Annotated in this window: 23 protein-coding genes and 1 tRNA gene; 8 read left to right on the top strand and 16 right to left on the bottom strand. The window is 73.3% G+C overall.

Features of this window, described 5'->3' with window-relative positions; all coding sequences use genetic code 11:
- Positions 1-14: 14 nt before the first annotated feature.
- Together ACFYM6_RS24735 and ACFYM6_RS24730 are read right to left on the bottom strand one after the other, a co-directional pair.
- Positions 15-1,202 (bottom strand): PP2C family protein-serine/threonine phosphatase, encoded by a 1,188-nt coding sequence (locus ACFYM6_RS24735; protein WP_387279272.1) that lies wholly within the window; start codon positions 1,200-1,202, stop codon positions 15-17.
- Between the two features lie 136 nt (positions 1,203-1,338).
- The gene (locus ACFYM6_RS24730) at positions 1,339-2,085 is read right to left on the bottom strand and encodes an SAM-dependent methyltransferase (protein ID WP_387279115.1); all 747 of its coding nucleotides are present in this window, start codon (positions 2,083-2,085) and stop codon (positions 1,339-1,341) included.
- A 129-nt stretch (positions 2,086-2,214) separates the two neighbouring features.
- Here ACFYM6_RS24730 and ACFYM6_RS24725 point away from each other — a divergent pair, with 129 nt between their 5' ends.
- Genes ACFYM6_RS24725 through ACFYM6_RS24715 form a run of 3 tightly spaced genes read left to right on the top strand, consistent with a single transcriptional unit; the run spans position 2,215 to position 3,839 of the window.
- Entirely contained in the window at positions 2,215-3,096 is an 882-nt protein-coding gene (locus ACFYM6_RS24725) for a universal stress protein (protein ID WP_387279113.1), read from the top strand.
- A 60-nt stretch (positions 3,097-3,156) separates the two neighbouring features.
- Complete coding sequence (locus ACFYM6_RS24720) at positions 3,157-3,366, top strand: phosphatidylethanolamine-binding protein (protein WP_073833194.1); 210 nt, start codon at positions 3,157-3,159, stop codon at positions 3,364-3,366.
- Positions 3,363-3,839, top strand: coding sequence for a hypothetical protein (locus ACFYM6_RS24715; RefSeq protein WP_387279111.1), 477 nt, complete (start codon positions 3,363-3,365; stop codon positions 3,837-3,839). Before ACFYM6_RS24720 ends, ACFYM6_RS24715 begins: the two co-directional genes overlap by 4 nt.
- Here ACFYM6_RS24715 and ACFYM6_RS24710 read toward each other — a convergent pair.
- Positions 3,836-4,045 (bottom strand): hypothetical protein, encoded by a 210-nt coding sequence (locus tag ACFYM6_RS24710; protein ID WP_387279109.1) that lies wholly within the window; start codon positions 4,043-4,045, stop codon positions 3,836-3,838. The genes ACFYM6_RS24715 and ACFYM6_RS24710 overlap by 4 nt on opposite strands.
- A gap of 172 nt (positions 4,046-4,217) precedes the next feature.
- Here ACFYM6_RS24710 and ACFYM6_RS24705 point away from each other — a divergent pair, with 172 nt between their 5' ends.
- On the top strand, positions 4,218-4,871 hold the full coding sequence (locus ACFYM6_RS24705) for a hypothetical protein (RefSeq protein ID WP_387279107.1): 654 nt from the start codon (positions 4,218-4,220) through the stop codon (positions 4,869-4,871).
- 3 nt (positions 4,872-4,874) lie between these two features.
- Here ACFYM6_RS24705 and ACFYM6_RS24700 read toward each other — a convergent pair whose 3' ends face one another.
- The 11 genes from ACFYM6_RS24700 to ACFYM6_RS24650 form a co-directional block, all read right to left on the bottom strand.
- Positions 4,875-5,057, bottom strand: coding sequence for a hypothetical protein (locus ACFYM6_RS24700; RefSeq protein WP_073833285.1), 183 nt, complete (start codon positions 5,055-5,057; stop codon positions 4,875-4,877).
- Between the two features lie 69 nt (positions 5,058-5,126).
- Positions 5,127-6,404: a hemolysin family protein gene (locus tag ACFYM6_RS24695; protein WP_387279105.1), complete on the bottom strand. Its 1,278-nt coding sequence runs from the start codon at positions 6,402-6,404 to the stop codon at positions 5,127-5,129.
- Positions 6,405-6,443: 39 nt separating this feature from the next.
- A complete protein-coding gene (locus ACFYM6_RS24690) occupies positions 6,444-6,641 on the bottom strand; it encodes a hypothetical protein (RefSeq protein WP_073833287.1) in 198 nt (65 codons plus the stop codon).
- 45 nt (positions 6,642-6,686) lie between these two features.
- Positions 6,687-7,412 carry a hypothetical protein gene (locus ACFYM6_RS24685; protein WP_387279103.1) on the bottom strand — a complete coding sequence of 242 codons (726 nt, stop codon included), beginning with the start codon at positions 7,410-7,412 and terminating at the stop codon, positions 6,687-6,689.
- Positions 7,413-7,441: 29 nt separating this feature from the next.
- Positions 7,442-9,205 (bottom strand): selenocysteine-specific translation elongation factor, encoded by a 1,764-nt coding sequence (gene selB / locus ACFYM6_RS24680; protein WP_387279101.1) that lies wholly within the window; start codon positions 9,203-9,205, stop codon positions 7,442-7,444.
- Position 9,206: 1 nt separating this feature from the next.
- Positions 9,207-10,499, bottom strand: coding sequence for an L-seryl-tRNA(Sec) selenium transferase (selA, locus tag ACFYM6_RS24675; protein WP_387279100.1), 1,293 nt, complete (start codon positions 10,497-10,499; stop codon positions 9,207-9,209).
- A 51-nt stretch (positions 10,500-10,550) separates the two neighbouring features.
- Positions 10,551-10,646, bottom strand: a tRNA-Sec gene (locus tag ACFYM6_RS24670).
- A 138-nt stretch (positions 10,647-10,784) separates the two neighbouring features.
- Positions 10,785-11,939: an NrfD/PsrC family molybdoenzyme membrane anchor subunit gene (gene nrfD, locus ACFYM6_RS24665; RefSeq protein WP_387279098.1), complete on the bottom strand. Its 1,155-nt coding sequence runs from the start codon at positions 11,937-11,939 to the stop codon at positions 10,785-10,787.
- The gene (locus ACFYM6_RS24660; RefSeq protein ID WP_387279097.1) at positions 11,936-12,979 is read right to left on the bottom strand and encodes a 4Fe-4S dicluster domain-containing protein; all 1,044 of its coding nucleotides are present in this window, start codon (positions 12,977-12,979) and stop codon (positions 11,936-11,938) included. Before ACFYM6_RS24660 ends, nrfD begins: the two co-directional genes overlap by 4 nt.
- Positions 12,976-16,239: a formate dehydrogenase gene (fdh, locus tag ACFYM6_RS24655; protein WP_387279095.1), complete on the bottom strand. Its 3,264-nt coding sequence runs from the start codon at positions 16,237-16,239 to the stop codon at positions 12,976-12,978. Before fdh ends, ACFYM6_RS24660 begins: the two co-directional genes overlap by 4 nt.
- A 700-nt stretch (positions 16,240-16,939) precedes the next feature.
- A complete protein-coding gene (locus ACFYM6_RS24650) occupies positions 16,940-17,527 on the bottom strand; it encodes a hypothetical protein (protein ID WP_387279093.1) in 588 nt (195 codons plus the stop codon).
- Between the two features lie 1,245 nt (positions 17,528-18,772).
- Between ACFYM6_RS24650 and ACFYM6_RS24645 the strand changes: the two genes are divergently transcribed.
- Positions 18,773-19,099: a hypothetical protein gene (locus ACFYM6_RS24645; protein WP_387279091.1), complete on the top strand. Its 327-nt coding sequence runs from the start codon at positions 18,773-18,775 to the stop codon at positions 19,097-19,099.
- Positions 19,096-19,749, top strand: a complete 654-nt coding sequence (locus tag ACFYM6_RS24640) for a nucleotidyl transferase AbiEii/AbiGii toxin family protein (RefSeq protein ID WP_387279089.1) — start codon at positions 19,096-19,098, stop codon at positions 19,747-19,749. Before ACFYM6_RS24645 ends, ACFYM6_RS24640 begins: the two co-directional genes overlap by 4 nt.
- 21 nt (positions 19,750-19,770) lie before the next feature.
- Here the strand turns inward: ACFYM6_RS24640 and ACFYM6_RS24635 are convergent, their stop codons facing one another.
- A complete protein-coding gene (locus ACFYM6_RS24635) occupies positions 19,771-20,673 on the bottom strand; it encodes an SDR family oxidoreductase (protein ID WP_387279087.1) in 903 nt (300 codons plus the stop codon).
- Between the two features lie 220 nt (positions 20,674-20,893).
- On the opposite strand from ACFYM6_RS24635, the gene ACFYM6_RS24630 reads away from it, so the two are divergent.
- Positions 20,894-22,687, top strand: coding sequence for a bifunctional metallophosphatase/5'-nucleotidase (locus tag ACFYM6_RS24630; RefSeq protein WP_387279085.1), 1,794 nt, complete (start codon positions 20,894-20,896; stop codon positions 22,685-22,687).
- Between the two features lie 59 nt (positions 22,688-22,746).
- Here the strand turns inward: ACFYM6_RS24630 and ACFYM6_RS24625 are convergent, their stop codons facing one another.
- On the bottom strand, positions 22,747-22,935 hold the full coding sequence (locus tag ACFYM6_RS24625) for a hypothetical protein (RefSeq protein ID WP_241825630.1): 189 nt from the start codon (positions 22,933-22,935) through the stop codon (positions 22,747-22,749).
- A gap of 209 nt (positions 22,936-23,144) precedes the next feature.
- Between ACFYM6_RS24625 and ACFYM6_RS24620 the strand changes: the two genes are divergently transcribed.
- The gene (locus ACFYM6_RS24620; protein ID WP_387279083.1) at positions 23,145-23,435 is read left to right on the top strand and encodes a zinc-binding dehydrogenase; all 291 of its coding nucleotides are present in this window, start codon (positions 23,145-23,147) and stop codon (positions 23,433-23,435) included.
- Positions 23,436-23,444: the final 9 nt, after the last annotated feature.

Below are 23,444 nucleotides of genomic sequence, written 5' to 3'. Positions count from 1 at the left end.
CCCCGCCGGTCTGGTCACTGCCCGTCGGTGTCGTCCGGAGGGCTGGAACCGCGCCAGTCCAGGCAGACGATCACCGCGTCGTCACGGAGATCCGCGTCGGCGTGGTACGCGTGCAGTTCGCGCATCACCGTACCAACTGCTTCGGCCGCTGGCTGCAACCGAGTGGACCGCATCGATCGCGCCATGGCCCGTTCCCCGTACGGCTCCTGCCCGTCCGGCTGTGCCGCGTACACGCCGTCGCTGACCACGAAGAGCCGGTCCCCCGGCTCCACCGTGAACTCCTGCACCTCGTACCGCGTCTCGGCGAACATGCCGAGCGGCAACTGCTGCTCCAGCGGAACCGGGGAGACGGCGCCGCCACGCAGCCGCAGCACGTGCGGCGAGCCCGCGTCGACCGCCCGGACCACGCCCCGCCGGGTGTCCAGCTCCAGCAGCAGCGTGGCCACGTGCCGGCTCCCCCGCTGCTGGTAGAAAATGGTGTCCGAGGCCAGCTCGGCCTGCTCCACCAGGCTTCCGCCCGAGCGCCGGGCGTTGCGCATCGCGTTGACGGTCACCGCGGTCAGCAGCGACGCGGCCAGGCCGCTGCCGGCACCGTTGAGCACCGAGACGGTGAGCCGGTCGCTGTCGACCGACCAGTCGAAGTGGTCGCCGCCCACGGTGTACGCCGGTTCGAGCTGCCCGGCCAGCACGAAGTCGCCGTGCGTGACGCTGCGCCCGGGCAGCAGGTCCCACTGCATCTCCGCCGCCATGCTGAGCCGTTCCCGCCGGCGGGCCCGCCGATACCGGTCGGTCCCCCGGTCCGCGGCCCGCAGCGCCACCGCCAGGTCGCCAGCGACGTCCTGGGCCACCTCCACCGCCGCCGCGTCCGGGTTCACCGGCAGCTCCAGCATCAGCACCCCGAGCCGCTCACCCCACACCGACAGCGGCAGGTAGACCCGGCAGCGACCGCCCTCGCCGCTGTCCAACACCGGCTGCTGGCTGCTGAAACAGCGCTGCGCCACGCCCTGGCAGGCGAGAAAGCCGCCGTCCGGCAGGTCCGGGTCGAGCACCGGCCAGAGGCCGCTGAACCGGTAGTCGGCGATGAACACCTCGGTCCGCGACGCGTCCAGCGCCAGGCGGATCGCCCGGTCGGCCTCCTCCGCCAACTGGTCGGGCGGCGCCGCACGCAGGGCACGCGACACCTGTCCGGGCCCATCCGGCATGCTCATCCTCCGAAGGCGACTATTGCTGTGGAGCAAGCATCATACGGAGGGCACCGCACGGCCGGCCGCCCCGGTTCCCCGCTGGCTCGCCGGCGGGCCGACGGTGGCAGATCCGGGGGGTCGGAAGGGCCCGCGGTCAGCCGCCGGGCTTGATGGCCACCGCGCCGTAGAAGGCGTCCGGCACCGGGGCGGGCGCACCCGCCGGACGCCACTCGGCGACCGGCACAATGCCGTCCGCCGTGGGCTGCCATCGGCCGAGCAGCGGCGCGAACCCGGCCGGCGGTCGCATCCGGAACGCCGGACCCATCATGGCCAGCGCCTCCGGATGCCCGGCCAACTCCTCGCTGTCGAAGTCGATCGCCAGGAAGCTGCCCGGCGCGACCGCCTCGTACAGCTCGTCGAGGGTGCGGGCCAGAGTGGCGTCGTCCAGGAACGCGGCCAGCCCGAGGAAGACCACGCCGACCGGCCGGCGTCCCCACCCGGGCACGAAGCGGTGCAGCTGGGCCGGGTCGATGGTGCCGATGTCGGTGGCGTCGCCGAAGCCGTACCCGGCGCGGTCGCTGTCGGCGAGCAGGCGCTGGCCGAGGCGGATGGTCACCGGGTCGACGTCGGTGTAGAGCACGGTGGCCTCCGGGGCGACCTCGTGCACGTTGCCGCGGGTCGGCACGCCGGCGCCGAAGACCAGGAACCCGTCCACCCCGGCGCCAGCGATCGACCGGACCGCCCGGCCGAGGAAGTCCCGCAACGAGCGGAAGATCGCCGCGCAGGGCCCATACGCCCCCTCGAAGGCGCGGGCCGCGGCCACGTCCACCGGAAAGTGGTGCTCGCCGCCGAGCCAAAAGTCGATCATGCGGGCGGTGCTCGGCTGGTCGGGCTCGGCCATCGACGAGGCTCCCTTCCTCGGGCGGTGGTCGCCAGCGTACCCAGGGGCCGGCTCCTTCGGTATCGCCCCGGCGACGCGCAGCCGGCCGCGATACTGGCCGCGGGCGTCCGGCGGCCAGGAGGTGCAGCGGTGAACTCGGCGAACGGCGCGGCGGTGGTGGTCGGCGTCGACGGCTCGGAGCCGGCGCGGCGGGCCGTCCGACTGGCCGCGGCCGAGGCCGCCCGACGGCACCGGCCGCTGCGGGTCGTGCACGCGTTCATCTGGCCGCTGCTGCGCGTACCGGTGACCCCGCCCGCCGGGGCGCCGCCCGGCGGCGGGCTGCGGCACCAGGCGGAGCAGCTGGTCGCCGTCGCCGTCGCCGAGGCGCAGGCGGCGGCCCCCGGGATACGGGTCTCCGGCGAGATCATCGACGGCGAGGCGTCCGCGGTGCTGCTCGGTGAGACCCCCAGCGCCACGATGCTCGTGCTCGGCGACCGCGGCCTCGGCGGATTCGCCGCCCTGGTGGTCGGCTCCGTGGCCGTCCAGGTCGCCGCACACGCCGACTGCCCGGTACTGGTGGCCCGCGGCGCGCAGCGGCCAGCCGGGGCGGTGGTGGTCGGGGTCGACGGCTCCCCGCCGTCCCGGGCCGCCGTCGAGTTCGCCGCCGACGAGGCGGCGCTGCGCGGCGCCCCGCTGCACGCCGTGCTCGCCTACACCCATCCGGTCTCCACCGGTCCCGGCGACATGCAGCCGCTGGTCTACCAGGAGAACCGGCTGCACGACGAGGAGGACCGGGTCCTGGCCCAGTCGCTCACCGGGCTGGCCGAGCGCCACCCGGGGGTGCCGGTGACCCGGGAAGCAGTGCACGGCCGGCCGGTCGCCGTGCTCACCGAGGCCGCCCGCGACGCCCAGCTGATGGTCGTCGGCGGGCAGGGCCGGGGCGAGCTGAGCGGGCTGCTGCTGGGGTCGGTGAGCCAGGGCGTGCTGCACCACGCCGACTGCCCGGTCGCGGTGGTCCGCTCCCCCGGGTGAACGGTTGGCGCCGCTGTCGGCGGGTAGACGGTACGGGTACCCACACCGGAGGAGGCAGCGATGCCAGGACCACGGCCGGGCAGCAACGCGTACGACAAGGAGCGGGCGCGGCTGCGCGATCTGATCGAGAATTCCGGGCGGGCCGCCGACCAGGAGGCGAACCAGGTGGCGAACCGGATCCTCCAGGACGACCGCGGCCAGCGGGGCATCGTCCGGGGAGAACGGACATTCGGCCCCAAGGGTGAGCGCGAACCGGGCGACCCGAAGTGAGGGCGGCACCCGTCGTCGACGGCGCCATCGCGGGCGCCGTCGGCACCGCCACGTTGAACGTCGTCACGTTCCTGGACATGGTGGTCCGGGCCCGCCCGTCGAGCAGCACCCCGGACGAGACCGCCGGACGGATGGCCCACGCCGCGCACATCGACCTCGGGCCCGAGGAGAAGGCGGCCAACCGCCGCTCCGGGCTCGGAGCCGTCCTCGGCTACGGCACCGGCATCGCCGCCGGGGCCGTGTTCGGAGCGCTCGCCGCCCGTCGCCGCATCCCGCTGCCCCTCGCCGCGGGACTGCTCGGCGGCGGGGTGATGGCCACCACCGACGGGTCGATCGCCGCCCTCGGCGTGAGCAACCCCCGCACCTGGCGGCCGAAGGACTGGCTGTCCGACATCGTGCCGCACCTGGCGTACGGAATGGCGACCGCAGCCACCTGGCGGAGGCTGCGGCCGCCCTCACGTGGGCGCCGTTAGCGCCGCCGGCCGCTCTCGTCGTCGGCCACCGGCTGCTCGGCCGGACCGTACGGCGATACCTGTCCCTTCGGAACCGGCCGCCCCACGTCCGCGTTGGACGTGCCCTTGTTGCGCGGATGCCCGCCCACCTGGAGGCCCTCGCGGCTGTCCTGGCTGGTCGCGCCCTTGTCGTTGCGGCGAAGTTCCTCCTGCTGCGGCTTGACCACAGGTCTCTCCTTCCCAGTGGGAGCACACGGCGTGGGCCGCGTACCTGATCGGCGTACCCGCCGCCGCCCAGGCGCATTCCGCACCTCCGTGGCGCATCTGGTCCGCACGGACCACGCGCAGAGATGCCAAGCGCACTGGTCTGTCTGCCGCCGGGGCGGGTACCCGGACGGGATGCCAGACGATCGGAACGTGGCGCGGGTGCTGCTGGACCGGCAGGCCCGCACGTACGCGGAGGAGGCGGGGATCGCGCTCGCCGACCGGCCCGCGCCGCTCTACCAACTGCTGGTGCTCACCACCCTGTTGAGCACCCGGATCCGGGCCTGCGTGGCGATTGCGGCGGCCCGCGAACTCTTCGGCGCGGGTTTCCGGACTCCGCAGGCGATGGAGGCGGCGAGCTGGCAGGACCGGGTGGACGCGCTCGGCCGGGGGCACTACCGCCGCTACGACGAGCGCACCGCCACCATGCTCGGCCGGGCCGCCCGGCTGTGCCTGGACCGGTGGCACGGGGACCTGCGCCGCATGCACCGGGAGGCCGACGGCGACCGCGACGCGCTGCGCCGGCTGCTGACCGAGTTCCCCGGCATCGGGCCGACCGGGGCGGACATCTTCCTGCGCGAGGCGCAGGCGGTGTGGCCGGATCTGCGCCCGTACGCCGACCGGCGGACCCTCGCCGGCGCGAAGCGGCTCGGCCTGCCGGCGAACCCGGGCCGGCTGGCCGGGCTGGTCGGCGACGCCGACTTCGGGCGGCTCGCCTCCGCGCTGGTCCGGGTGGCGCTCGGCCAGGAGTCGGCCGGCGAGGTCAGCCGCACGGCCGCCGGTCGCTGAGGGTCACTTGGCCGGGCCCGGCTTCGTGAGGTACCAGACCAGCAGCGATGCGGCCACGGCGAGCAGGACCAGACCGCCGGAGATGCCGCCCTCGCCGCCGCCGCTGCGGTGGCCGCTGACCCCGAAGTAGATCACCGCCACCCCGGCGAGCACCGCGAGGAAGGTGCGCAGGTTTCGGTCCCTCACGCTCCGCACGGTACAGGCGTGTTGAGCCTAGTTCGTCCGTTTCGCCGGAGGTCCCCCGTCCGGGTCAGGTCAGTCGGGGCGGAAGCCGGTGGCCGGGCCCCGCAGCCGTACCCGGCGCACCGCCCGGTCGGCCACCTCGACCACCTCCACGGTCAGCCCGGGCAGCCGCACCGTCTCGCCTGCGCCGGTGGGCACCCGGCCCAGGCCGGCCAGCACCAGCCCGGCGACCGTGGTGTACTCGTGGGTCAGCGGGAAAGTGAGCCGCACCCCCACGTCGGGCAGATCGTGCAGGGGAAAGTCACCCGGAATCACCAGGCCACCGTCGGGCTCGCGGAGCACGCCACGCACGTCCAGGTCGGTCTCGTCGTACAGCTCGCCGACCACCTCCTCGAGCAGGTCCTCCATGGTGACCAGGCCGTCGATGCCGCCGTACTCGTCGACGACCAAGGCGAGCTGCTCGTGGCGCTGGCGCAGCTGGCGGATCGCGTCGGCCACCGGCAGCGTGCCCGGCAGCAGCACCGGCGGGCGGGCCCGGGCGCCGACGGTGGCAGCGTCGCCGTCGACCAGGTCGCGGATGTGCACCACGCCGCACACGTCGTCCAGGCCGCCCGGCCCGACCACCGGGGCGCGGGAGCGGCCGGTCGCGGCGAGCCGGCGCATCCCCTCGGCCGTCGTCATCGCGGCCGACAGGAAGGTCACGTCGCGCCGGGTCACCAGGATCTCCCGCAGCCGCCGACCGGCGATGTCGAACGCCCCGGCGAGGATCTCCCGCTGCTGGGCGGAGAGACCGCGCTGGCTCACCAGCATCTCCCGCAGCTCCTCCTCGGTCACCTCGGTGCGACGCGCCCGGGGGTCGCCGCCGGCGACCCGGACCAGCAGGTCGGTGGCGCGGCTGAGCAGCCACACCGCCGGACGGGACACCCGGCTCAGCAGGTCCAGCGGTCGCGCGCTGAGCAGTGCCCACCGTTCCGTCCACTGCATAGCCAGCCGCTTCGGGGCGAGTTCACCCACCACCAGGGTGACGAAGGCCAGTACGAGGGTCACCAGCAGCACGGCCACCGGATGGGCCGCCCGGCCGAGGAAACTCAACGGCCGCACCAGGGGCTGGGTCAGCGACACCGCGGCGGCCGCCGAGGCCAGGAAGCCGGCCAGGGTGATGCCGAGCTGGACGGTGGCCAGGTAGCGGTTCGGCTCGCGGGCCAGACGAACCAGCCGGGCCCCGCTCTGCCCCGCCCGAGCCAACCGCCGCAGCTGCGCCTCCCGAAGCGTGACCAGTGCCATCTCGCTACCGGACAGGGCCGCGTTGATCAGCACCAGGACCACGATCAGGACGAGTTGTCCGGCCATCACGCCCCCTCCCGCCGCCCGGTGTGCCGCGCCGGCCGGTCAGTCCTTCTCCAGGTCGTCCAGCGAGATCTTGTGCGTCATCAGCCAGCGGGCCAGCGCGTTCATCCCGAACAGCCACAGCGGCGCCGACTCGGTGGTGCCGTTCGTGGCGAAGATGGCGAACCGCAGATCCGGTGCCCGGTAGGCCTCGATCCGCCACCGGTGCTGCTTGTCCCGCCAGATCGCCGCAGGATCCATGGCGTCACCGTAGGCGACCTGCGGCGCCGACGGAGCGGCTTGGGATCACCCGCCGGGTATGACAATCCCACCGAACAGGGCGCGCAATCCCAGCACCGCCAGCGACAGCACCAATCCTCCGAGCAGCGCCCAGCCGAACCCGGCCCAGCCGGACTGCCGGTCCCGGCCCGCCGGCAGCTCGGCGTGCCACTGCTCGCGAAGCAGCCAGCCGAGTAGTCCTGCACCGAACGGCAGCAGCCCGAGCCAGAACCAGAACCAGCGGCTGCCGGCCTGCGGTGCCGGGCCGGCGACGAGCAACCCGAGCCACGTCAGCGCCAGCGCCCCGGCCAGCAGCCCCGCCGCGTCGGCGAGCCGGTCGGCGGGCGCTCCGTCGGCGCGCCAACTGGAGGCGACCTGGGCAAGGCGCGCGTCCTCGTGGTCGGCCGACCGCTCCTCATCGATCGACAGGACACCGACGTCGGCGTAGCGAACCCGGCCGTCGGGCAGACTCCAGATCATCATCCAGCCCTCGCTGTCGTACCGCGGTTCGGGCCGTCGCCCCCAGAAGCCGCCCTCCTGGTCCCAGCCGTCGGCACGGACGAAGGTGACGATCCTCCCGGCCGCGAGGTCCCGGTCCAGCTGCTCGGGCCCGACCTGGCGGGGCGACGTCCACCAGGCGAGGGCGGCCCAGGCCAACCAGCACAGCGCCATCACCACGGTCAAGGCACGCCGGAGCAGTCGACGGCGGCTGCGGGAATCGGCGAAGCCCGCGCCGAGCCATGGAATGATCATGGCCACACGCTCGCACACCGGGGCAACGGTCAGCCGGGCGGTGCCACCACCTCGCGGCCGTCGTCGGGCAGCCGGCGGGTGGCGCCACGCCGGTCCAGCAGCTCCAGCAGCGGCACCGCCACCCGACGGGTGGTGTCGAGGGCCTGCCGCGCGGCGCTGAGCGTGAACGGCTGCGGCAGCCGCGCCAGGATCCGGACCGCGTCGTCGAGCGCGCCCGGCAGCAGCACCACGTTGTCGGCCAGCCGCAGCAGGGCCCCGGCCCGGACCGCCGCGCCGATCTCCCGCGGGCCGAGGCCGAGGTCGGCCAGGCGGTGCGCCTCGGGGGCCTGGAACGGGCGGTCGCCGTACTCGACGCGGACCCGGTCGACGGCGCGGGCGACCGGGTCGGGCAGCGTGTCGGCCGCCGCGGCGGTGACCCGGCCGGCCCGCAGCCGCAGCGGTGGCCGCAGCAGCGCCGCGACCAGCGCCCGGTCGGGCAGGTCGAGGCGCTGGCGCAGCACCTCCACCGGCACGCCGGGCTCCAGGGGATGCGCCCGGCCGTACCGGGTGACCTCCTCGGCGAGGCGTACGGCCAGGGCCCGCCAGTGCTCCGGGTCAGCCAGCCAGTCCCCGGCCACCGGCGCGGCGGTGACCGCCACCCCCATCCGGGTCAGCTCGCCGGCCCGGCTCAGCCGCCGGCGGCGCAGCTCCCCGGCCAGGTCGGGCCGGCCGTCCAGCGCGGCCAGCACCGCCGCCCGGGCGGTGGCGGCGCCCCGCCGGCGCAGCGGCGGCGGGGCGACGTCCAGCACCGTCACCCCGCCGGCGACGTGGTGCCGGCCGGGGTCGCGCAGCAGCGCCCGGTCCCCGATCAGCAGCGGCAGCGGCCGGGCCAGCCGCAGCCGCACGGTGTCCGGGCCGAGCGGGCGTACCCGGGCCGGCACGGCGGCGGAGCCGACGTGCAGGGTGAGAGTGGCCGGCAGGCCGGCGGCCGGATCGCCGGCGAGCCGGACGTCCAGCAGCTCGGTGCGGTGGAACCGGCCGGGGCTGAGCAGCGCGTCGCCGCGGGCGATCCGCTCGCGGGGCACGCCGCGCAGGTTCACCGCCACCCGGGCGACCGCGTCGATCCGGTCCCGCGCGACGCCGAGGGAGTGCAGGCCGCGGACCCGCACCGGCTCGCCGGTGGCGGCGAGTTCGAGCTGGTCGCCGACGTGCAGCCGGCCGCCGCCGAGGGTGCCGGTGACCACGGTGCCGCTGCCCCGGATGGTGAAGCAGCGGTCCACCCAGAGCCGCACCGGGGAGTCCAGCTCCGGGGCGGGCAGCCGGGTGGCGAGCCGGTCGAGGGCGGCCCGCAGCTCGGGCAGGCCCACGCCGGTGGCGCCGCTGACCGCCACCGCCTCCACCTCGCCGAGGGAGGTGGCGGCGACCTCCGCCCGGGCGCGGGCCACCGCCGGGCCCGGGTCGGCCAGGTCCGCGCGGGTCACCGCCAGCAGCCCGTACGACACCCCGAGCGCGTGCAGCGCGGCCAGGTGCTCAGCCGACTGTGGCATCCAGCCCTCGTCCGCGCCGACGACGACCAGCGCGGCCGGGACCGGGCCGACGCCGGCCAGCATGTTCGGCACGAACCGCTCGTGCCCGGGCACGTCGACGAAGGCGACGGTCCCGCCCGAGGGCAGGGTGGTCCAGGCGAAGCCGAGGTCAATGGTCATGCCCCGGCGGCGTTCCTCCGCCCACCGATCGGGTTCCATCCCGGTCAGTGCCCGGACCAGGGTGGACTTGCCGTGGTCGACGTGCCCGGCGGTGGCGACGACCCACATGTCAGCCGCCCACCCGCAGGATCGCCGCCCGGACGGCCTGGTCGGCGTCGGCCGGTACGCAGCGCAGGTCGAGCAGGAGCCGCCCGTGCAGGACCCGGCCGAGGACCGGCGGCTCGCCGGTGCGCAGCGGCTCGGCGTACCGCTCGGGCAGGCTCAGCGCCCACGAGTCGAGCTCCACGCCGGGCGCGCCCCCGCCGCCGACCACCGCGGTGCTGGGCACCACCTCGGCCTTGCACCCGTCCTCGCCGAGCCGGTCGCGCAGCCGTTCCACCCGCTGCCGGAGCGCGGCCGGGTCGGCGTGCAGCGCTGCCCGGGTCGGGGTGGTCGGGGCGTGCAGGGTGGCGGCGAGCGCGGCCAGGGTGAGCTTGTCCACCCGCAGCGCCCGGGCGAGCGGGTGCCGGCGCAGCCGGTCGACCAGGTCGGCGGCACCGAGCAGCAGGCCGGCCTGCGGGCCGCCGAGCAGCTTGTCGCCGCTGGCGGTGACCAGGTGAGCGCCGGCGCGCAGGGTGGTGGCGGCGTCGGGTTCGTCGGGCAGCAACGGGTCCGGGGCGAGCAGTCCGGAGCCGATGTCGGCGACCACGGGCACACCCAGGGTGGCCAGGTCCCGCACCGGCACCGCCGAGGTGAAGCCGCGGACCACGAAGTTCGACGGGTGCACCTTCAGCACGAACCCGGTATCCGGGCCGAGCGCGGCGGCGTAGTCGGCGAGGGTGGTGCGGTTGGTGGTGCCCACCTCGCGCAGCCGGGCGCCGGTGCTCTCCAGCAGATCCGGCAGGCGGAAGCCGTCGCCGATCTCGACCAGTTCGCCCCGGCTGACCACGATCTCCGCGCCAGCGGCGAGGGCGGTCGCGGCGAGCACCAGCGCGGCGGCGCCGTTGTTGACCACGTGCACGGCGGGCGCGTCGGGCACGGCGGCGGCGAGCGCGTCGAGGGCGTCCCGGCCGCGCCGGGCCCGCCGCCCGGTGCGCAGGTCCAGTTCCACGTCGGTGTGCCCGGCGGCGGCGACGAGGGCCGCCACGGCCGGGGCGGAGAGCGGCGCCCGGCCGAGGTTGGTGTGCAGCACGACGCCGGTGGCGTTCAGCACCGCCCGGGGGGCGGGCGCGGGCAGGTCGGCCAGCGCGGCGTCGCGTACCTCGTCGGGGGTGATCTCGCCGCGGCGGGCACGCTGCTGGGCCCGGACGATGGCGGCCTTGACCCGGTCGCGGCCGAGGGTGTCGACGGCGGCGGCCAGCCCAGGGTCGGCCAGCAACGTGTCGGTACGTGGCACCCGCCGCCGCGGGTCGGCGTCACGCATCGCGTCATCTCCCCCTGGCCTGCCTCGCGCAGGCGGAGCCGCACGGTTGCTTGGCGGAGACGGACGGGAATCGAACCCGCCTGGCCCGGGTCCCGGACCACACCGGTTTTGAAGACCGGGAGGGGCACCAGCCTCCTGAACGCCTCCACCGAGCACTTAACCACATGCGATCTCCGTCCGCCCGAGAGAGGGGCGAACCGCCGCGCGGTCAGGGTCAGGGCGTCCCGAAGCGCGGCCGGTGCCGGCCGGGGGTGATCGGCAGGCGGGTCAGCGGCGGCAGCCCAGCTACCCCCCGGTCGGCCCGGCGCCCGGCCCGTTGACGTCTGGTGCCTGAGCTTCCCGCTGCCGGGCGCGCTCCCGCTGCGGCAGCACCGTGTACTTCGGATCCCGGGCGGAGGCGACCCCGCCGTGGAAGATGCCGAACCGGGTGCAGACCGCGGCGGCGAGCAGCGCCCCGCCGGACAGGCCGGAGAGGAGCCGGCTGCGCCGCCCGACCAGCGCGCCGGCCACCCCGGCGGCGGTCAGCGCCCGGCCGGCGCGCAGCAGCCTGCCGGGGGTGCCGGTCGCGTAGGGCTCGCTGAGCAGGCCGAGCCGGTTCTCCACCCGGTGCGAACCCCACAGCTCCAGGGCGGCGCCGGCGACCGCGAACCGCCGCGCCGGGCCGGCCTGCGCGGTGGGCGCGGCCAGCAGCCCCACACCGGCGCCGCTGGCCAGCGCGCTGCCCGCGAAGATGATCGGGAGTTCCGGGTACGCGTCGTGCCAGGACGGCACCGCGGTGTCGGCGAGCAGCACCCCGGTGTACGTGGCCAGCGCCGGCGCGGTGGCGGCGGCGAGCAGCCCGGCCGCGTGCCCGGCGCCAGGCAGCAGCCGCCGGCCGAGGCCGAGCAGGCCCCGCTCGGGCAGCCAGGGCGCCGCCTCGGCGACCGCCGCCAGCCCGGCGGCGGGGCCGAAGGCGCTCAGGATCCAGGTGCCCACCGACATCGGCGAGGTCGGCTTCGCCACCCGCAGCATGTGGTGGAACCGGCTCGGTTTGCCCAGGTCGTGGATGAGGAAGTACGCGCTGGCGCTGACCGCCGCGAGGGAGGTGACCCGGCCGGCCCGGCGCAGCGCCGGCCGGCCGGTGAGCTGGCCGCCGGCGGCCAGTAGCGACGAGCCGGCGGCGAGGCCGCCGGTGAACAGGTAGGCCGCGATGTCCCACTTCCACACCGGCGGCTTGACGATGGGCCGGCCGTAGTAGGAGGTGAACTCGGCCGGCGGCACGTTGATCTGCTCCCCGCCGCCGCCCCTGCGGCCCTTGCGTCGGGACCGCTCGATCGGGTCGACGCCGCGCGGCGGCTGCGGTGCCAGCCCCGGCCCGACGAGGCGCTCCGGCCCGTCGGCGGCGAGCCGCTCCCGGAACCGGCGGAAAAGGTCGCCCACCGGGGCGCGGTCCGGACTCACGAGGCACCTCCGACGAACGCGGCGACGGCGGCCGCCGCCATGGCCAAAGCGGCCAGCCCGGCCCGCTTCCACATCTTCGGCAGGTCCCGGGTGGTGACCACCGGGTCCGGTGGCAGGCCGTACACCTCGGGCTCGTCGAGGAGCAGGAAGAACGCGCCGTCGCCGCCGACACCGTCGGTGGGGTCGTGGCCGTAGAGCCGCGCCTCCGGCACCCCGCGGTCGTGCAGCTGGGCAACCCGCGCGGCGGCGCGTTCCCGCAGCTCGTCCAGCGGCCCGAACTGGATCGACTCGGTCGGGCAGGCCTGCGCGCAGGCGGGGGTCATGCCGGCGCCGAGACGGTCGTAGCAGAGCGTGCACTTCCACGCCCGGCCGTCGCCCTTGCGCTGGTCGATGACCCCGTACGGGCAGGCGGAGATGCAGTAGCCGCAGCCGTTGCAGATGTCCTCCTGCACCACGACGGTGCCGAACTCGGTGCGGAACAGTGACCCGGTCGGGCAGACGTCCAGGCAGGCGGCGTGGGTGCAGTGCTTGCAGACGTCCGACATCATCAGCCAGCGGAAGTCGGTGCGCGACTCGACGCCGGCGGCCCGGCCGGGCGGCTCGGAGCCGGGCATGCCGAGGAACTCCGGCCCGGCGGCCATCCGGGTGGCGGCATCCGGCCGACCCGGAGGCAGACCGGGGTCGGTGCCGGTGTCGGTGCCGGTCCCGGCGGCCGTCGCGGCGCTGGCCGGGCTGGCCGCCGGACCGGTCGGGTTCCCCTCGAACGGCGGGGTACGGTGCCCGGCCGGGCGCGGCTGCTCGATGAAGGCGACGTGCCGCCACGAGTTGGCGGTCAGCGCGCCGGTGTTGTCGTACGACATGCCGAGCAGGTCGAAGCCCGAGTCAGGTACCCCGTTCCACTCCTTGCAGGCGACCTCGCACGCCTTGCAGCCGATGCAGACGCTGGTGTCGGTGAAGAAGCCCATCCGGGGCGGGGCGTCGGTCCACCCGGCGTCCGGCGCGGGATCGAGCGGCCCGTAGAGGCTGTTGGCCTCGATCATCCGACCTCCCGTTCGGACGCGTCGGTGGTGACGATCGGCGGGCGGCCCCCGACCAGCCCGGCCCGGCACCGGTAGTCGTCCACCAGTTCGAGCAGGGCGGGTCCCGTCGGCCGGCGGCCGGGCCGGATGTCACACGTGCCGACCTTGCTCTCCTGAATCAGCACGTTCGGGTCGAGAGTGATGCCGAACAGGTCGTTGACCGAATCGCCGGTGACGATGCCCTCGCGACCGAAGTGGTACGGCAGCCACACCTGGTGGATCACCCGGCCGTCCAGCCGCAGCGGGGTGAGCCGGTCGGTGACCAGAACCTTGGCCTCGATCGCCGCCCGCCCGCTGATCAGGTGCGCCCAGCCGAGGTGGTCCAGGCCGACCTCACCCGCCAACTCCGGGGAGACCTCCACGAACATCTCCGGCTGGAGCTCGGCCAGCCGTGACACCATCCGGCTCATCCCACCAGCCGTGTGGTGCTCGGTGAGCCGGCTGACGGTGAACACGTACGGGAAGACGTCGCTGTGCGGCTGCGGCGGGCTCGGGTTCACCGAGTTCACCGGGTTGTCGTAGACCTTGCGGGTCGGGTTGGCCTGCTGCCCGTACAGCGGATTGCGGACCGGGGACTCGGCCGGCTCGTAGTGCGTCGGCATCGGTCCGTCCTGCAGCCCGGTCGGCACGTACAGCCAGCCCTTCCCGTCGCCCTGCATGATGAACGCGTCGTCGCCGGCGAGCCCCTTGACACCGGAGGCGCCCTCCGGTGGCCGGTACGTGGGCGGCTTCTTCCTCTCGAAGTCCGGCACGTCGTAGCCGGTCCACTCGCCCCGGTCGGCGTCCCACCACACGTACTTCTTGCGTTCGCTCCACGGCTGGCCCTCCGGGTCGGCGGAGGCGCGGTTGTAGAGGATGCGGCGGTTGGCCGGCCAGGCCCAGCCCCACTCGGCGGCCACCCAGTCCTGGTCGCGTCCGGGCTTGCGCCGGGCGGCCTGGTTGACCCCGTCGGCGTACACGCCGGTGTAGATCCAGCAGCCGATGGCGGTGGAGCCGTCGTCCCTGGCTTCGGTGAACGCCGACAGCGGACGGCCGGTCGCCACCTCGTACCCGTTGATCTCCCGCAGCACTGCCTCCGCGCTCGGCTCCGCCAGGTCGCCGTGCGTGGGGTAGTCCCAGGCGAGGTCGCGCACCGCACGGTCGCGGGCCTTGTCCGAGGCGGCCAGCTTCTCCCGGACGATCCGGCCGAGGTGGAAGAAGAACCACAGCTCGGAGCGAGCGTCGGCCGGCGGGTCGAGCGCCTTCTCCCGCCACTGGAGCAGCCGCTGGGTCTGGGTGAAGGTGCCTTCCTTCTCCACATGCGAGGCGGCCGGCAGGAAGAACACCTCGGTACGGCACTCCTCCGGCACGATCTCGCCGGTCTCCACCTCCGGGCTGTTCTTCCAGAACGTCGCGCTCTCGATCATGAAGAGGTCGCGGACCACCAGCCAGTCCAGGTTCGCCATGCCCAGCCGCTGGGCCTTGCCGTGCGCCGAGCCGACCGCCGGGTTCTGGCCGAGCAGGAAGTATCCCTTGACCTTGCCGTCGATCATGTTCAGCACCGTCTGGTACGTCCCGTGGTCGCCGGTCATCCGGGGCAGGTAGCCGTAGCAGAAGTCGTTCTCCGGGGTCGCCGCGTCGCCCCAGTACGCCTTGAGCAGGCTCGCGCCGAACGCTCGGGCGTCGTCCCAGAAGCCCTTCTGGCCCGGGTGCCGGATGCTGTCCACCCAGTCGGTGAAGCTCGTGTGGTCGGTGTAGTGCGGCATCGGCAGATAGCCCGGCAGCAGGTTGAACAGCGTCGGAATGTCGGTCGAACCCTGGATGCTGGCGTGGCCGCGCAGGGCGAGGACACCGCCGCCAGGACGCCCCATGTTGCCCAGCAGCAGCTGGATGATCGCGCCGGTCCGGATGTACTGCACGCCCACGCTGTGCTGGGTCCAGCCCACCGAGTAGATCAGCACCCCGGTCCGCTCCCGGCCGGAGTTCCCCGTCCACGCCCTGGCCAGCTCCAGGAACTTGTCCTGCGGGATGCCGCAGGTCCGCTCCACCATTTCCGGCGTGTAGCGGGAGAAGTGCCGCTTGAGGAGCTGGTAGACGCAGCGCGGATGCTGCAACGTCTCGTCCCGCTGGACCTGGCCGCCGACCGGCATGCCGTGCGACTCGTGTCGCAGGCCGGCGGCCGTCTCCCGCTCCTTGTGCGTGTTGCGGTCGCCGGAGTTCTTCTCGTGGCCCGCGTACTGCCAGCTGCGCTGCCCGTACGTCTGGGTCTTCGGGTCGTAGCCGGAGAAGAGGCCGTCCAGGTCCTCGGTGTCGACGAACTCCTCGCTGACGATGGTCGCCGCGTTCGTGTAAGCCAGCACGTACTCCCGGAAGTCCAGCTCGTTCTCCAGGATGTGGCGCACGATGCCGCCCAGCAACGCGATGTCGGTGCCCGCTCGGATCGGCAGGTAGGTGTCGGCCAGCGCGCTGGTACGGGTGAACCGGGGGTCGACGTGGAAGACCTTCGCGCCCCGCCGTTTGGCCTCCATCACCCACTGGAAGCCCACCGGGTGGGCCTCGGCCATGTTCGAGCCCTGGATGACGATGACGTCAGCGTTGGCGACGTCCTGCTGGAAGACCGTCGCGCCACCGCGACCGAAGCTGGTCCCCAGACCGGGGACGGTGGCGGAGTGTCAAATCCGCGCCTGATTCTCGATCTGTAGTGCGCCCAGCGCCGTGAAGAGCTTCTTGATGATGTAGTTCTCTTCGTTGTCCAGCGTGGCGCCGCCGAGGCTGGCGATGCCCAGGGTGCGGTTCAACGCCCGCCCCTGCTCGTCGGTGTCCTCCCAGGTGGCGTCCCGCGCCGCGAGCACGCGGTCGGCGATCATGTCCATCGCCGTGTCGAGGTCGAGGTCCTCCCACTCGCTCGCGTACGGCCGGCGATAGCGGACGGTGGTCTGCCGCAGCGGACTGGTGACCAGGTTCTTGCTGGCGGAGCCCTTCGGGCAGAGCCGGCCGCGGGAGATCGGGCTGTCCGGGTCGCCCTCGATCTGGGTGACCTGGCCGTCCTTGACGAACACCCGCTGCCCGCAGCCCACCGCACAGTAGGGGCAGACCGAACGAGCCATGCTGTCGGCGGTCTCGGTGCGCGCGGTCAGCGCCGCCGAACGGGCCGACTGGGCCGCCGCGCCCCGCCCGAGCGGGTCCGTGCCGGTGAGCTGCCGGTAGACCGGCCAACCCTCGATGAAGGTCCTCAGACCCATCCCGCGACACCCCCTCCCCCGCTGGCGGAAGCTGACCTCCTGAACATTAGGCCAGCCGCCGGGGCCCCGCGAGTCGAGCCGGGGATCATTTTCGGCAATCCTCAGCGTGGGGAAAACAGCGGCGCCCCGACCGGATGGCCGGGGCGCCGCTGGGCGTCGGTGTGCAGGTCGCCTCTCGGCGAGTGGCACGACGCGGCTCCAGCCGGACGGTATTCCGCGAAGGCAATTTGGGTGAGGCCCGGGGACACTGGACACACCGACGCTCTGCACAACGGTACGAGGGGCCTTGTTCTTCCGCTGCGGTTCGTGACCGCTGTCACCTGGGTTTCGCTTCTTATGGCTGGTTGCTGTTGGGCGGTGGTTGCGCTTGTGGGCTGGGGGCGACCGTGCCCGGCTCCGGGCGGTCACGCTTGATCCCTCCGCCGGTCACGGTCGCCCCCAGCCCCGTCGTGTACCTTCGCCGGCCGTGCGTTGCGGTTCCGTTTCTGGTGCGATCTCCTGCCGGGTTGGCCGTCGGGCGCTTCTGCGCCAGCAGTGAGCGCTTCGGGATCTTGGACGGTTTCCGGTCAGCGCTGACGGCGGCTGTCCCGGATTCGGAGACAATGCTGGCCGGCACCCGTCTTGGGGTGCCGGCCAGCGGCGTTTTCACGTTCTTCGGTTGTCAGCTGTGGTGCTCGGCTGTGGTGCTCAGCTGTTTGGGTCAGCTGTTCCAGTGCTGGGCGACGAGGTCGGCGGCCTGCTGTTCCCACTGGGCGTAGGCGTCCGGGTAGGCCGACACCTGCACCGTCTGGGCGGCCTTGGTCAGCGGCATGTCCTGCCAGCCGTCGATCTGCTTCAGACCCTTCTCGAACGCCAGGGTCGCGTACTCCGGGTTCGTGATCTGCTCCGGCGTGCCCCAACCACTGGAGGGGCGCTGCTGGAACAGGCCCAGCGAGTCATGGTCATTGGCGTCGCCGAGGTGGCCCAGGTTCTCCAGCTTCGACTCCTGCAGGCTCGTGGCGATCGAGATCACCGCGGCCCGCTCCGGCAGGCCGGCCTTCTTCGTGGCGGCGATGATCGCCTTCGCGTTGGCGGTCTGCTCGTTGTTCAGGGTGATCTTCGACTGGGCGCCCTGCACACCATGCGGGATCAGCTTGCCCATGTCCGGCTTGTCGGCCTGCACGGCCGTCACGGGCTTGGCAGTGGTGGCCGGGGCGTCGGCGTGGGCGGCGATGGGGCCGGCGAACACACCGCCGGTGAAGGCCAGACCAGCAACGCCAAGAATGCTCTTACGCAGGATCGTGTTCATGATCAAAGCTCCATTCGGGGGTTGGCGCACACACCGATGGGGGTCGGCTACATGTGCGCAAGCACCGTCAGGCGCTCAAAAAAGGGGGGAAAGTCTTTCGACCAGCGGCTCGCGGGGCGAGGGGGGTTCGCCTCCTGCGCGGCGCCGGGACCATATCCAACGACCGGCGGCCCGCCATCATTCCGGGCCCGACCACCCCGCCTCACGGGGCGGCTTCCTCGGTCGCGAGTCATGTGCAACGACCGGCGGCCCACCATCATTCCGGGCCCGACCACCCCACCACACGGGGCGGCTTCCTCGGTCGCGAGTCATCTGCAACGACCGGCGGCCCACCAACATTCCGGCCTGGCCGACCCCGCCTCACGGGGCATCGGTCGCGGGTTCATATACAACGACCGGCGGCCCATCGTCATTCCGACCCGGGCCCTGGCGACCCCGGCTCGCCGGGTGCCTTCCTCAGCCGTGCACCCGTGTTCAACCACCCCCGGCCGCCCAAAATTCCCGGCCCACGACGCCGGCCGCCACCCGCAAACCGGACACCACCCACACAACCCCCGGCCAGGTGGCCGACGCCCTCCGTTGATCCACTCCAGATCCCGCAAACGGCGGTATCCATCACCCACGACACCACCACATACCGCACACGAAGTCGATCACCGCGCCCTGCCCCACCACGGAGGCGACACGTTCGGGGAAAATGGCCCCTCAGAACGCCGCGAGGCCCCACTTTCGGCGAAAGCGCGCCCTGGGGCAACGAAGGGACGGACCGAGGACAGGCCAGCCACGACCGGCCAACCAGGGCGAGCCCAGCCCGCACCCGGGCACGAACCACGCAACCGCCACAAGCCGGACGCAGAATCGCACGACGTACCCCGAGGCCGAACCGCGCAGCCCACAGAAGCCTGGCGGCGAAGGCGCACGACGTACACCTGACGCGAACCACGCAGGCCGCACTGCCGGACGGCGCAGGATCACGACGCGGGTGTGGCCCGCCGTGACCGGCGCAGGGATCAAGCCTGACCGCCCGGAGCCGGGCACGGCGGGCCACACCCCCAGCAGCGACCATGCGGGCTACGGCGGGCACAACCCACAGTCGGCAGCCACTCGCGACAGGTGCACGGCAAGCCACACCCTCAACCGCGACCAACGCCGGCAGCGACCCGTGACGGGCACGGCGGGCCACATCCGCACCACATCGACGAACAGGACATCGGGAAAACCGGAGACAGGGGTTACCCTGACAGCATGTCGGCCGTCACCAGCGCGTACCTCGCCCGCCCCGGGCGTCCCGCCGTGGTGGCCCGCACCCTCGCCGAGCTCACCGGCCCCACCCGCGGCATCGTCGAGCTGCCGGTACGGCTGATGTGGAGCAGCGAGCGCGCCTTCGATCTCGGCGAGCCGGACGAGCTGCTCTGGATGTACGAGAACGTACTGCGGGAGACCACCCGCGTCGACGACCTGCGCGAGCTGATCGACGGGCGGACGTTGCGCCGGGTGTGGCGGCGGTTGAACCTGCCCCGGGGCGTCCGCCTGGCCTGGGAGAGCCGGCACCGGGATCTGCGTACCGCGTGAGCCATCTGCACGAATTCTACCGGGACGTGGCCCGGGTGGCCCTCGCTGCCGCCGGCCCGCACCGGTTCGTGCTCGGCGGCGGCGTGGCGTGGGCGGCGCACGGCCTGGTCACCCGCCCCACCGAGGACGTGGACCTGTTCGCGGACGTGGAGGGTGCCGCCGCCGCAGCAGCGGCCGGGGTGCGGGCCGCGCTGGAGCGGGCCGGCTACCAGGTGGTGGACGCGGATCCGGGCAGCGAGCTGGCGGAGCTCTTCGACGGCTTCGACCGGGACATGCGGGACTTCGTGGTGAGCCGGGACGGCCGGCAGATCCGGCTCAGCCTGGCCCGGCTGGACCGGTACCGCAGCCCGGTGGTGATGGACCTGGGTCCGGTGATGGACGTCCGCGACCTGATCGCCAACAAGACCGCCGCGCTGGTCAACCGCCGGGAGGTACGCGACTACATCGACGTCTCGGCCGCCCTGGACCGGTACGACGTGACGGAGCTGCTGGCGCTGGCCGGGCAGGTCGATCCGGCGCTGGACCTCGAGGACGTCCGGGCGGCGGGCCGCTACCTGGACGAGGTGCCGGACCGGCGCTTCAGCCGCTACGGCCTGGACGCCGACCGGGTGGCCGAGGTGCGCCGCCGGATGGCCGCCTGGCCCCGCTGACCGGGCGGCTCCGGCAGCGCCTCACCGGGTGAGCTTGCCGCCGGTGACCCCGAGGATCTCCCCCGTCACGTAGCTGGACTCCTGCGAGGCGAAGAAGACGTACGCGGGGGCGAGCTCGGCCGGCTGGCCGGGGCGGCCCATCGGCACGTCGGTGCCGAACTGCTTCACCTTCTCCGGGGGCATGGTGGCCGGGATCAGCGGCGTCCAGATCGGGCCGGGCGCGACGGCGTTGACCCGGATCCCCTGGTCGGCCAGGTCCAGCGCGAGCGCCTTGGTGAAGTTCGCGATGGCCGCCTTGGTGGTGGCGTAGTCGAGCAGCTGCGGCGACGGGTTGAAGGCCTGGATCGAGGAGGTGTTGATGATCGCCGACCCCTCGGGCAGGTGCGGCACGGCCGCCCGGCACAGCCAGAACATGGCGTACACGTTGGTCTTGAACACCCGGTCGAACTGCTCGGTGGTGATCCCGGCGAGGCCCTTGTCCTGGGCCATCTGGAAGGCCGCGTTGTTGACCAGGATGTCGATGCCACCGAGGTCGGCCAGCGCCCGGTCGATCAGCTGCTGGCAGTGGCGCTCGTCGGTGAGGTCGGTACGCACCGCGACACCCTTGCGTCCGGCCGACTCGATCAGCCGGACGGTGTCCCGGGCGTCTGCCTCCTCCTGCTCGCCGAGGTAGGAGATGAGCACGTCGGCGCCCTCCCGGGCGTACGCGATGGCGACGGCCCGGCCGATGCCGGAATCGCCCCCGGTGATGACGGCGCGCTTGCCGGCGAGCCGGTCGCTGCCCCGGTAGGACTCCTCGCCGTGGTCGGGCTTCGGTCCCATCCGCTGCTCGGAACCCGGCGGGGACTGCTGCTGCGTGGGTTGCCCCTGCTGCTGGCCGTACTGGCGGGTGGGGTCCTGCTGGGTGTACTGGTCCTCGCTCACCGGCTTCTCCTCGTGCCGCTTCATCCGGTCCGGTCCGGTTCCGCCCTACCCCCGGGCGGGAGGCGGAAACGACTTTCGGGTGTACCGGGTGTTACCGCCAGGCCACGTCCGGCGCTGACGTGGTGAAACACCACAGGGCGATGTGGCGCAGGGGGCAGCAGGTCGTTATGGTGCGCAACGGCGCCCGCGAGGCGCCTACACCCCCATGGAAAGGCACCTCATGACTTCCTCCTCCGGCGCCTCGCGCCGCCAGGTGCTGGCCGTCGCGGCCGCCGCCGCGACCGCTCCGCTGCTCGCCGGCGCCCCCGCCCGGGCCGCCGGCGCAGCCCCTGCGAAGACCTGGGACCTGACGATCCTGGGCACCTCGGACACCCACGGCAACGTCTACAACTGGGACTACTACAAGGACGCCGAGTTCGACGACAGCAAGCACAACGACGTCGGCGTCGCGAAGCTGGCCACCCTGGTCAACCAGATCCGCGCGGAGCGCAAGGGCAAGGCGACCCTGGTGCTGGACGCCGGAGACACCATCCAGGGCACCCCGCTGGCCACCTACTACGCCAAGCAGGAGCCGATCACCGTCACCGGTGAGACGCACCCGATGGCCAACGCGATGAACGTGCTGAACTACGACGCCGTCACGCTGGGCAACCACGAGTTCAACTACGGCCTGCCGCTGCTGGCCAAGTGGATCGAGCAGCTCGGTTTCCCGGCCCTCGCCGCCAACGCGATCAACGAGAAGACCGGCAAGCCGGCCTACCTGCCGTATGTGATCAAGCCGGTCAACCTCGGCGGGCACGGCGCGCCGGCGCTGAACGTCGGCATCCTCGGCCTGACCAACCCGGGCGTGGCCATCTGGGACAAGGGCAACGTCGAGGGCAAGCTGATCTTCGCCGACATGATCGAGACCGCGGCCAAGTGGGTGCCGATCATGCGGGACCGCGGCGCCGACCTGGTCATCATCTCCGCGCACGGCGGCGACAGCGGCACCTCCAGCTACGGCCCGGAGCTGCCGAACGAGAACCCGGTGGCGCTCATCGCCGAGCAGGTCCCGGGGATCGACGCGATCCTCTTCGGCCACGCGCACAACGAGGTCCCGGAGAAGTTCGTCACCAACAAGACCACCGGCGAGCAGGTGCTGACCTCGGAGCCGTCGCGGTGGGGCCAGCGGCTCACCCGGATGGACTTCACCCTGACCCGGGAGAAGGGCCGCTGGAAGGTGGTCGCCAAGGGCTCCACCATGCTGAACACCAACACGGTGGTCGAGGACCCGACGGTCCTCGCGGCGGTGCGCGGCCAGCACACCAAGACGGTCGACTACGTCAACAAGGTCGTCGCCCAGTGCACCGTGGAGCTGTCGGCCGTCGAGTCGCGGTACAAGGACACCCCGATCCTGGACTTCATCAACCACGTCCAGACCGACGTGGTCACCAAGGCCCTGTCCGGCACCGCGTACGCGGGCCTGCCGGTGCTGTCGATCGCGGCGCCGTTCAGCCGTACCGCCGTCTTCCCGCAGGGTGACGTGCGGATCCGCGACCTCGCGGGCCTGTATGTCTACGACAACACCCTCGAGGCCGTCGTGATCAGCGGCGCCGAGGTGAAGGCGTACCTGGAGTACTCGGCCAAGTACTTCAAGACCTTCGCGGTGGGCGACACCGTCGACCCGGCGAACATCAGCGACCCGGCCGTGCCGGACTACAACTACGACGTCATCTCGGGTGTCGACTACGACATCGACATCTCGAAGCCGGTCGGCCAGCGGATCACCCGTCTGGTCCTGCCGGGCACCGACACCCCGGTCGCCGCGGACGCCCAGTTCGTCATCGCGGTGAACAACTACCGGCGCAGCGGTGGCGGCAACTTCCCCGGCGTCGTCAAGACCCAGGTCTACAACGAGCAGCAGGAGATCCGCCAGCTGCTCATCGAATGGGCGCAGGCCAAGGGCGCCATCAACCCGGCCGACTTCTTCGTGCCGAACTGGAAGCTGGTCCGCGCGGGCGTGCCGGTCTTCTGATCCGTGCCGGTTCGGCGGGCCGCGGGGTCACCCCTGCGGCCCGTCGGCCGTTTCCGGGCTCAGCCCGGACTGTTGCGCAGGGCCCACTCCTCGGGGCCACCGGTCGGCTCGGGCCGGTCCCGGCGGGCGTCGGTCTCGGTCAGTTCGACCCGCTCCTCGGGGCGGACCGCGGGCGGCAGTTCGCCGAAGCGAACATGCCGCAGGAACGCGTACTCCTCGTCGGTGAACGACTCGCTCGGCTCGCTCATGAGGGCATTGTGCGCCTGCCCGTCCACCGTCGGCATCAACCCCGCGCCGGGTGGGTAGACCGCCGCCACGACCGGCAGCGACGGGCTGGAGTACGACGGCACATGGCCCGGCAGATCCTGGCGGCCACCACCGCGGTACGGATCATCGCGGTGGACACCAGCGTGGCGGCGCTCGACCTGGCGACCCGGCTGGGCGCGCGCACGAGGTGGTGCAGGCCGGGCCGGGCAGCGTGGACCGGATCCGGGCGCTGGTCGGCGCGCCTCCGGACGGCGCGGACGTGGTGCTCGACTTCGTGGGGGCGGATCCCACCCTCTCCACCGCCCGGCAGGTGGTTGCCACCGGCGGCCAGCTGATGCTGGTCGGCCTCGCCGGGGGCGGGTTGCCCGTTCGGCCGGTCGCCGACGAGCCACCGCCCATGGAGACCGGCGTCATGGTGCCGTTCTGGGGCACCCGGGCCGAGCTGCGGGAGGTGATCGCGCTGAGGTCATCCCTGCCCTGACCGGCCCCT

Source organism: Micromonospora sp. NPDC006431 (genome assembly GCF_042870725.1).
Taxonomy (GTDB): Bacteria; Actinomycetota; Actinomycetes; order Mycobacteriales; family Micromonosporaceae; genus Micromonospora.
Note: the sequence above shows the minus strand (reverse complement) of the source record. Positions and strands in the feature narration are given on the sequence as shown.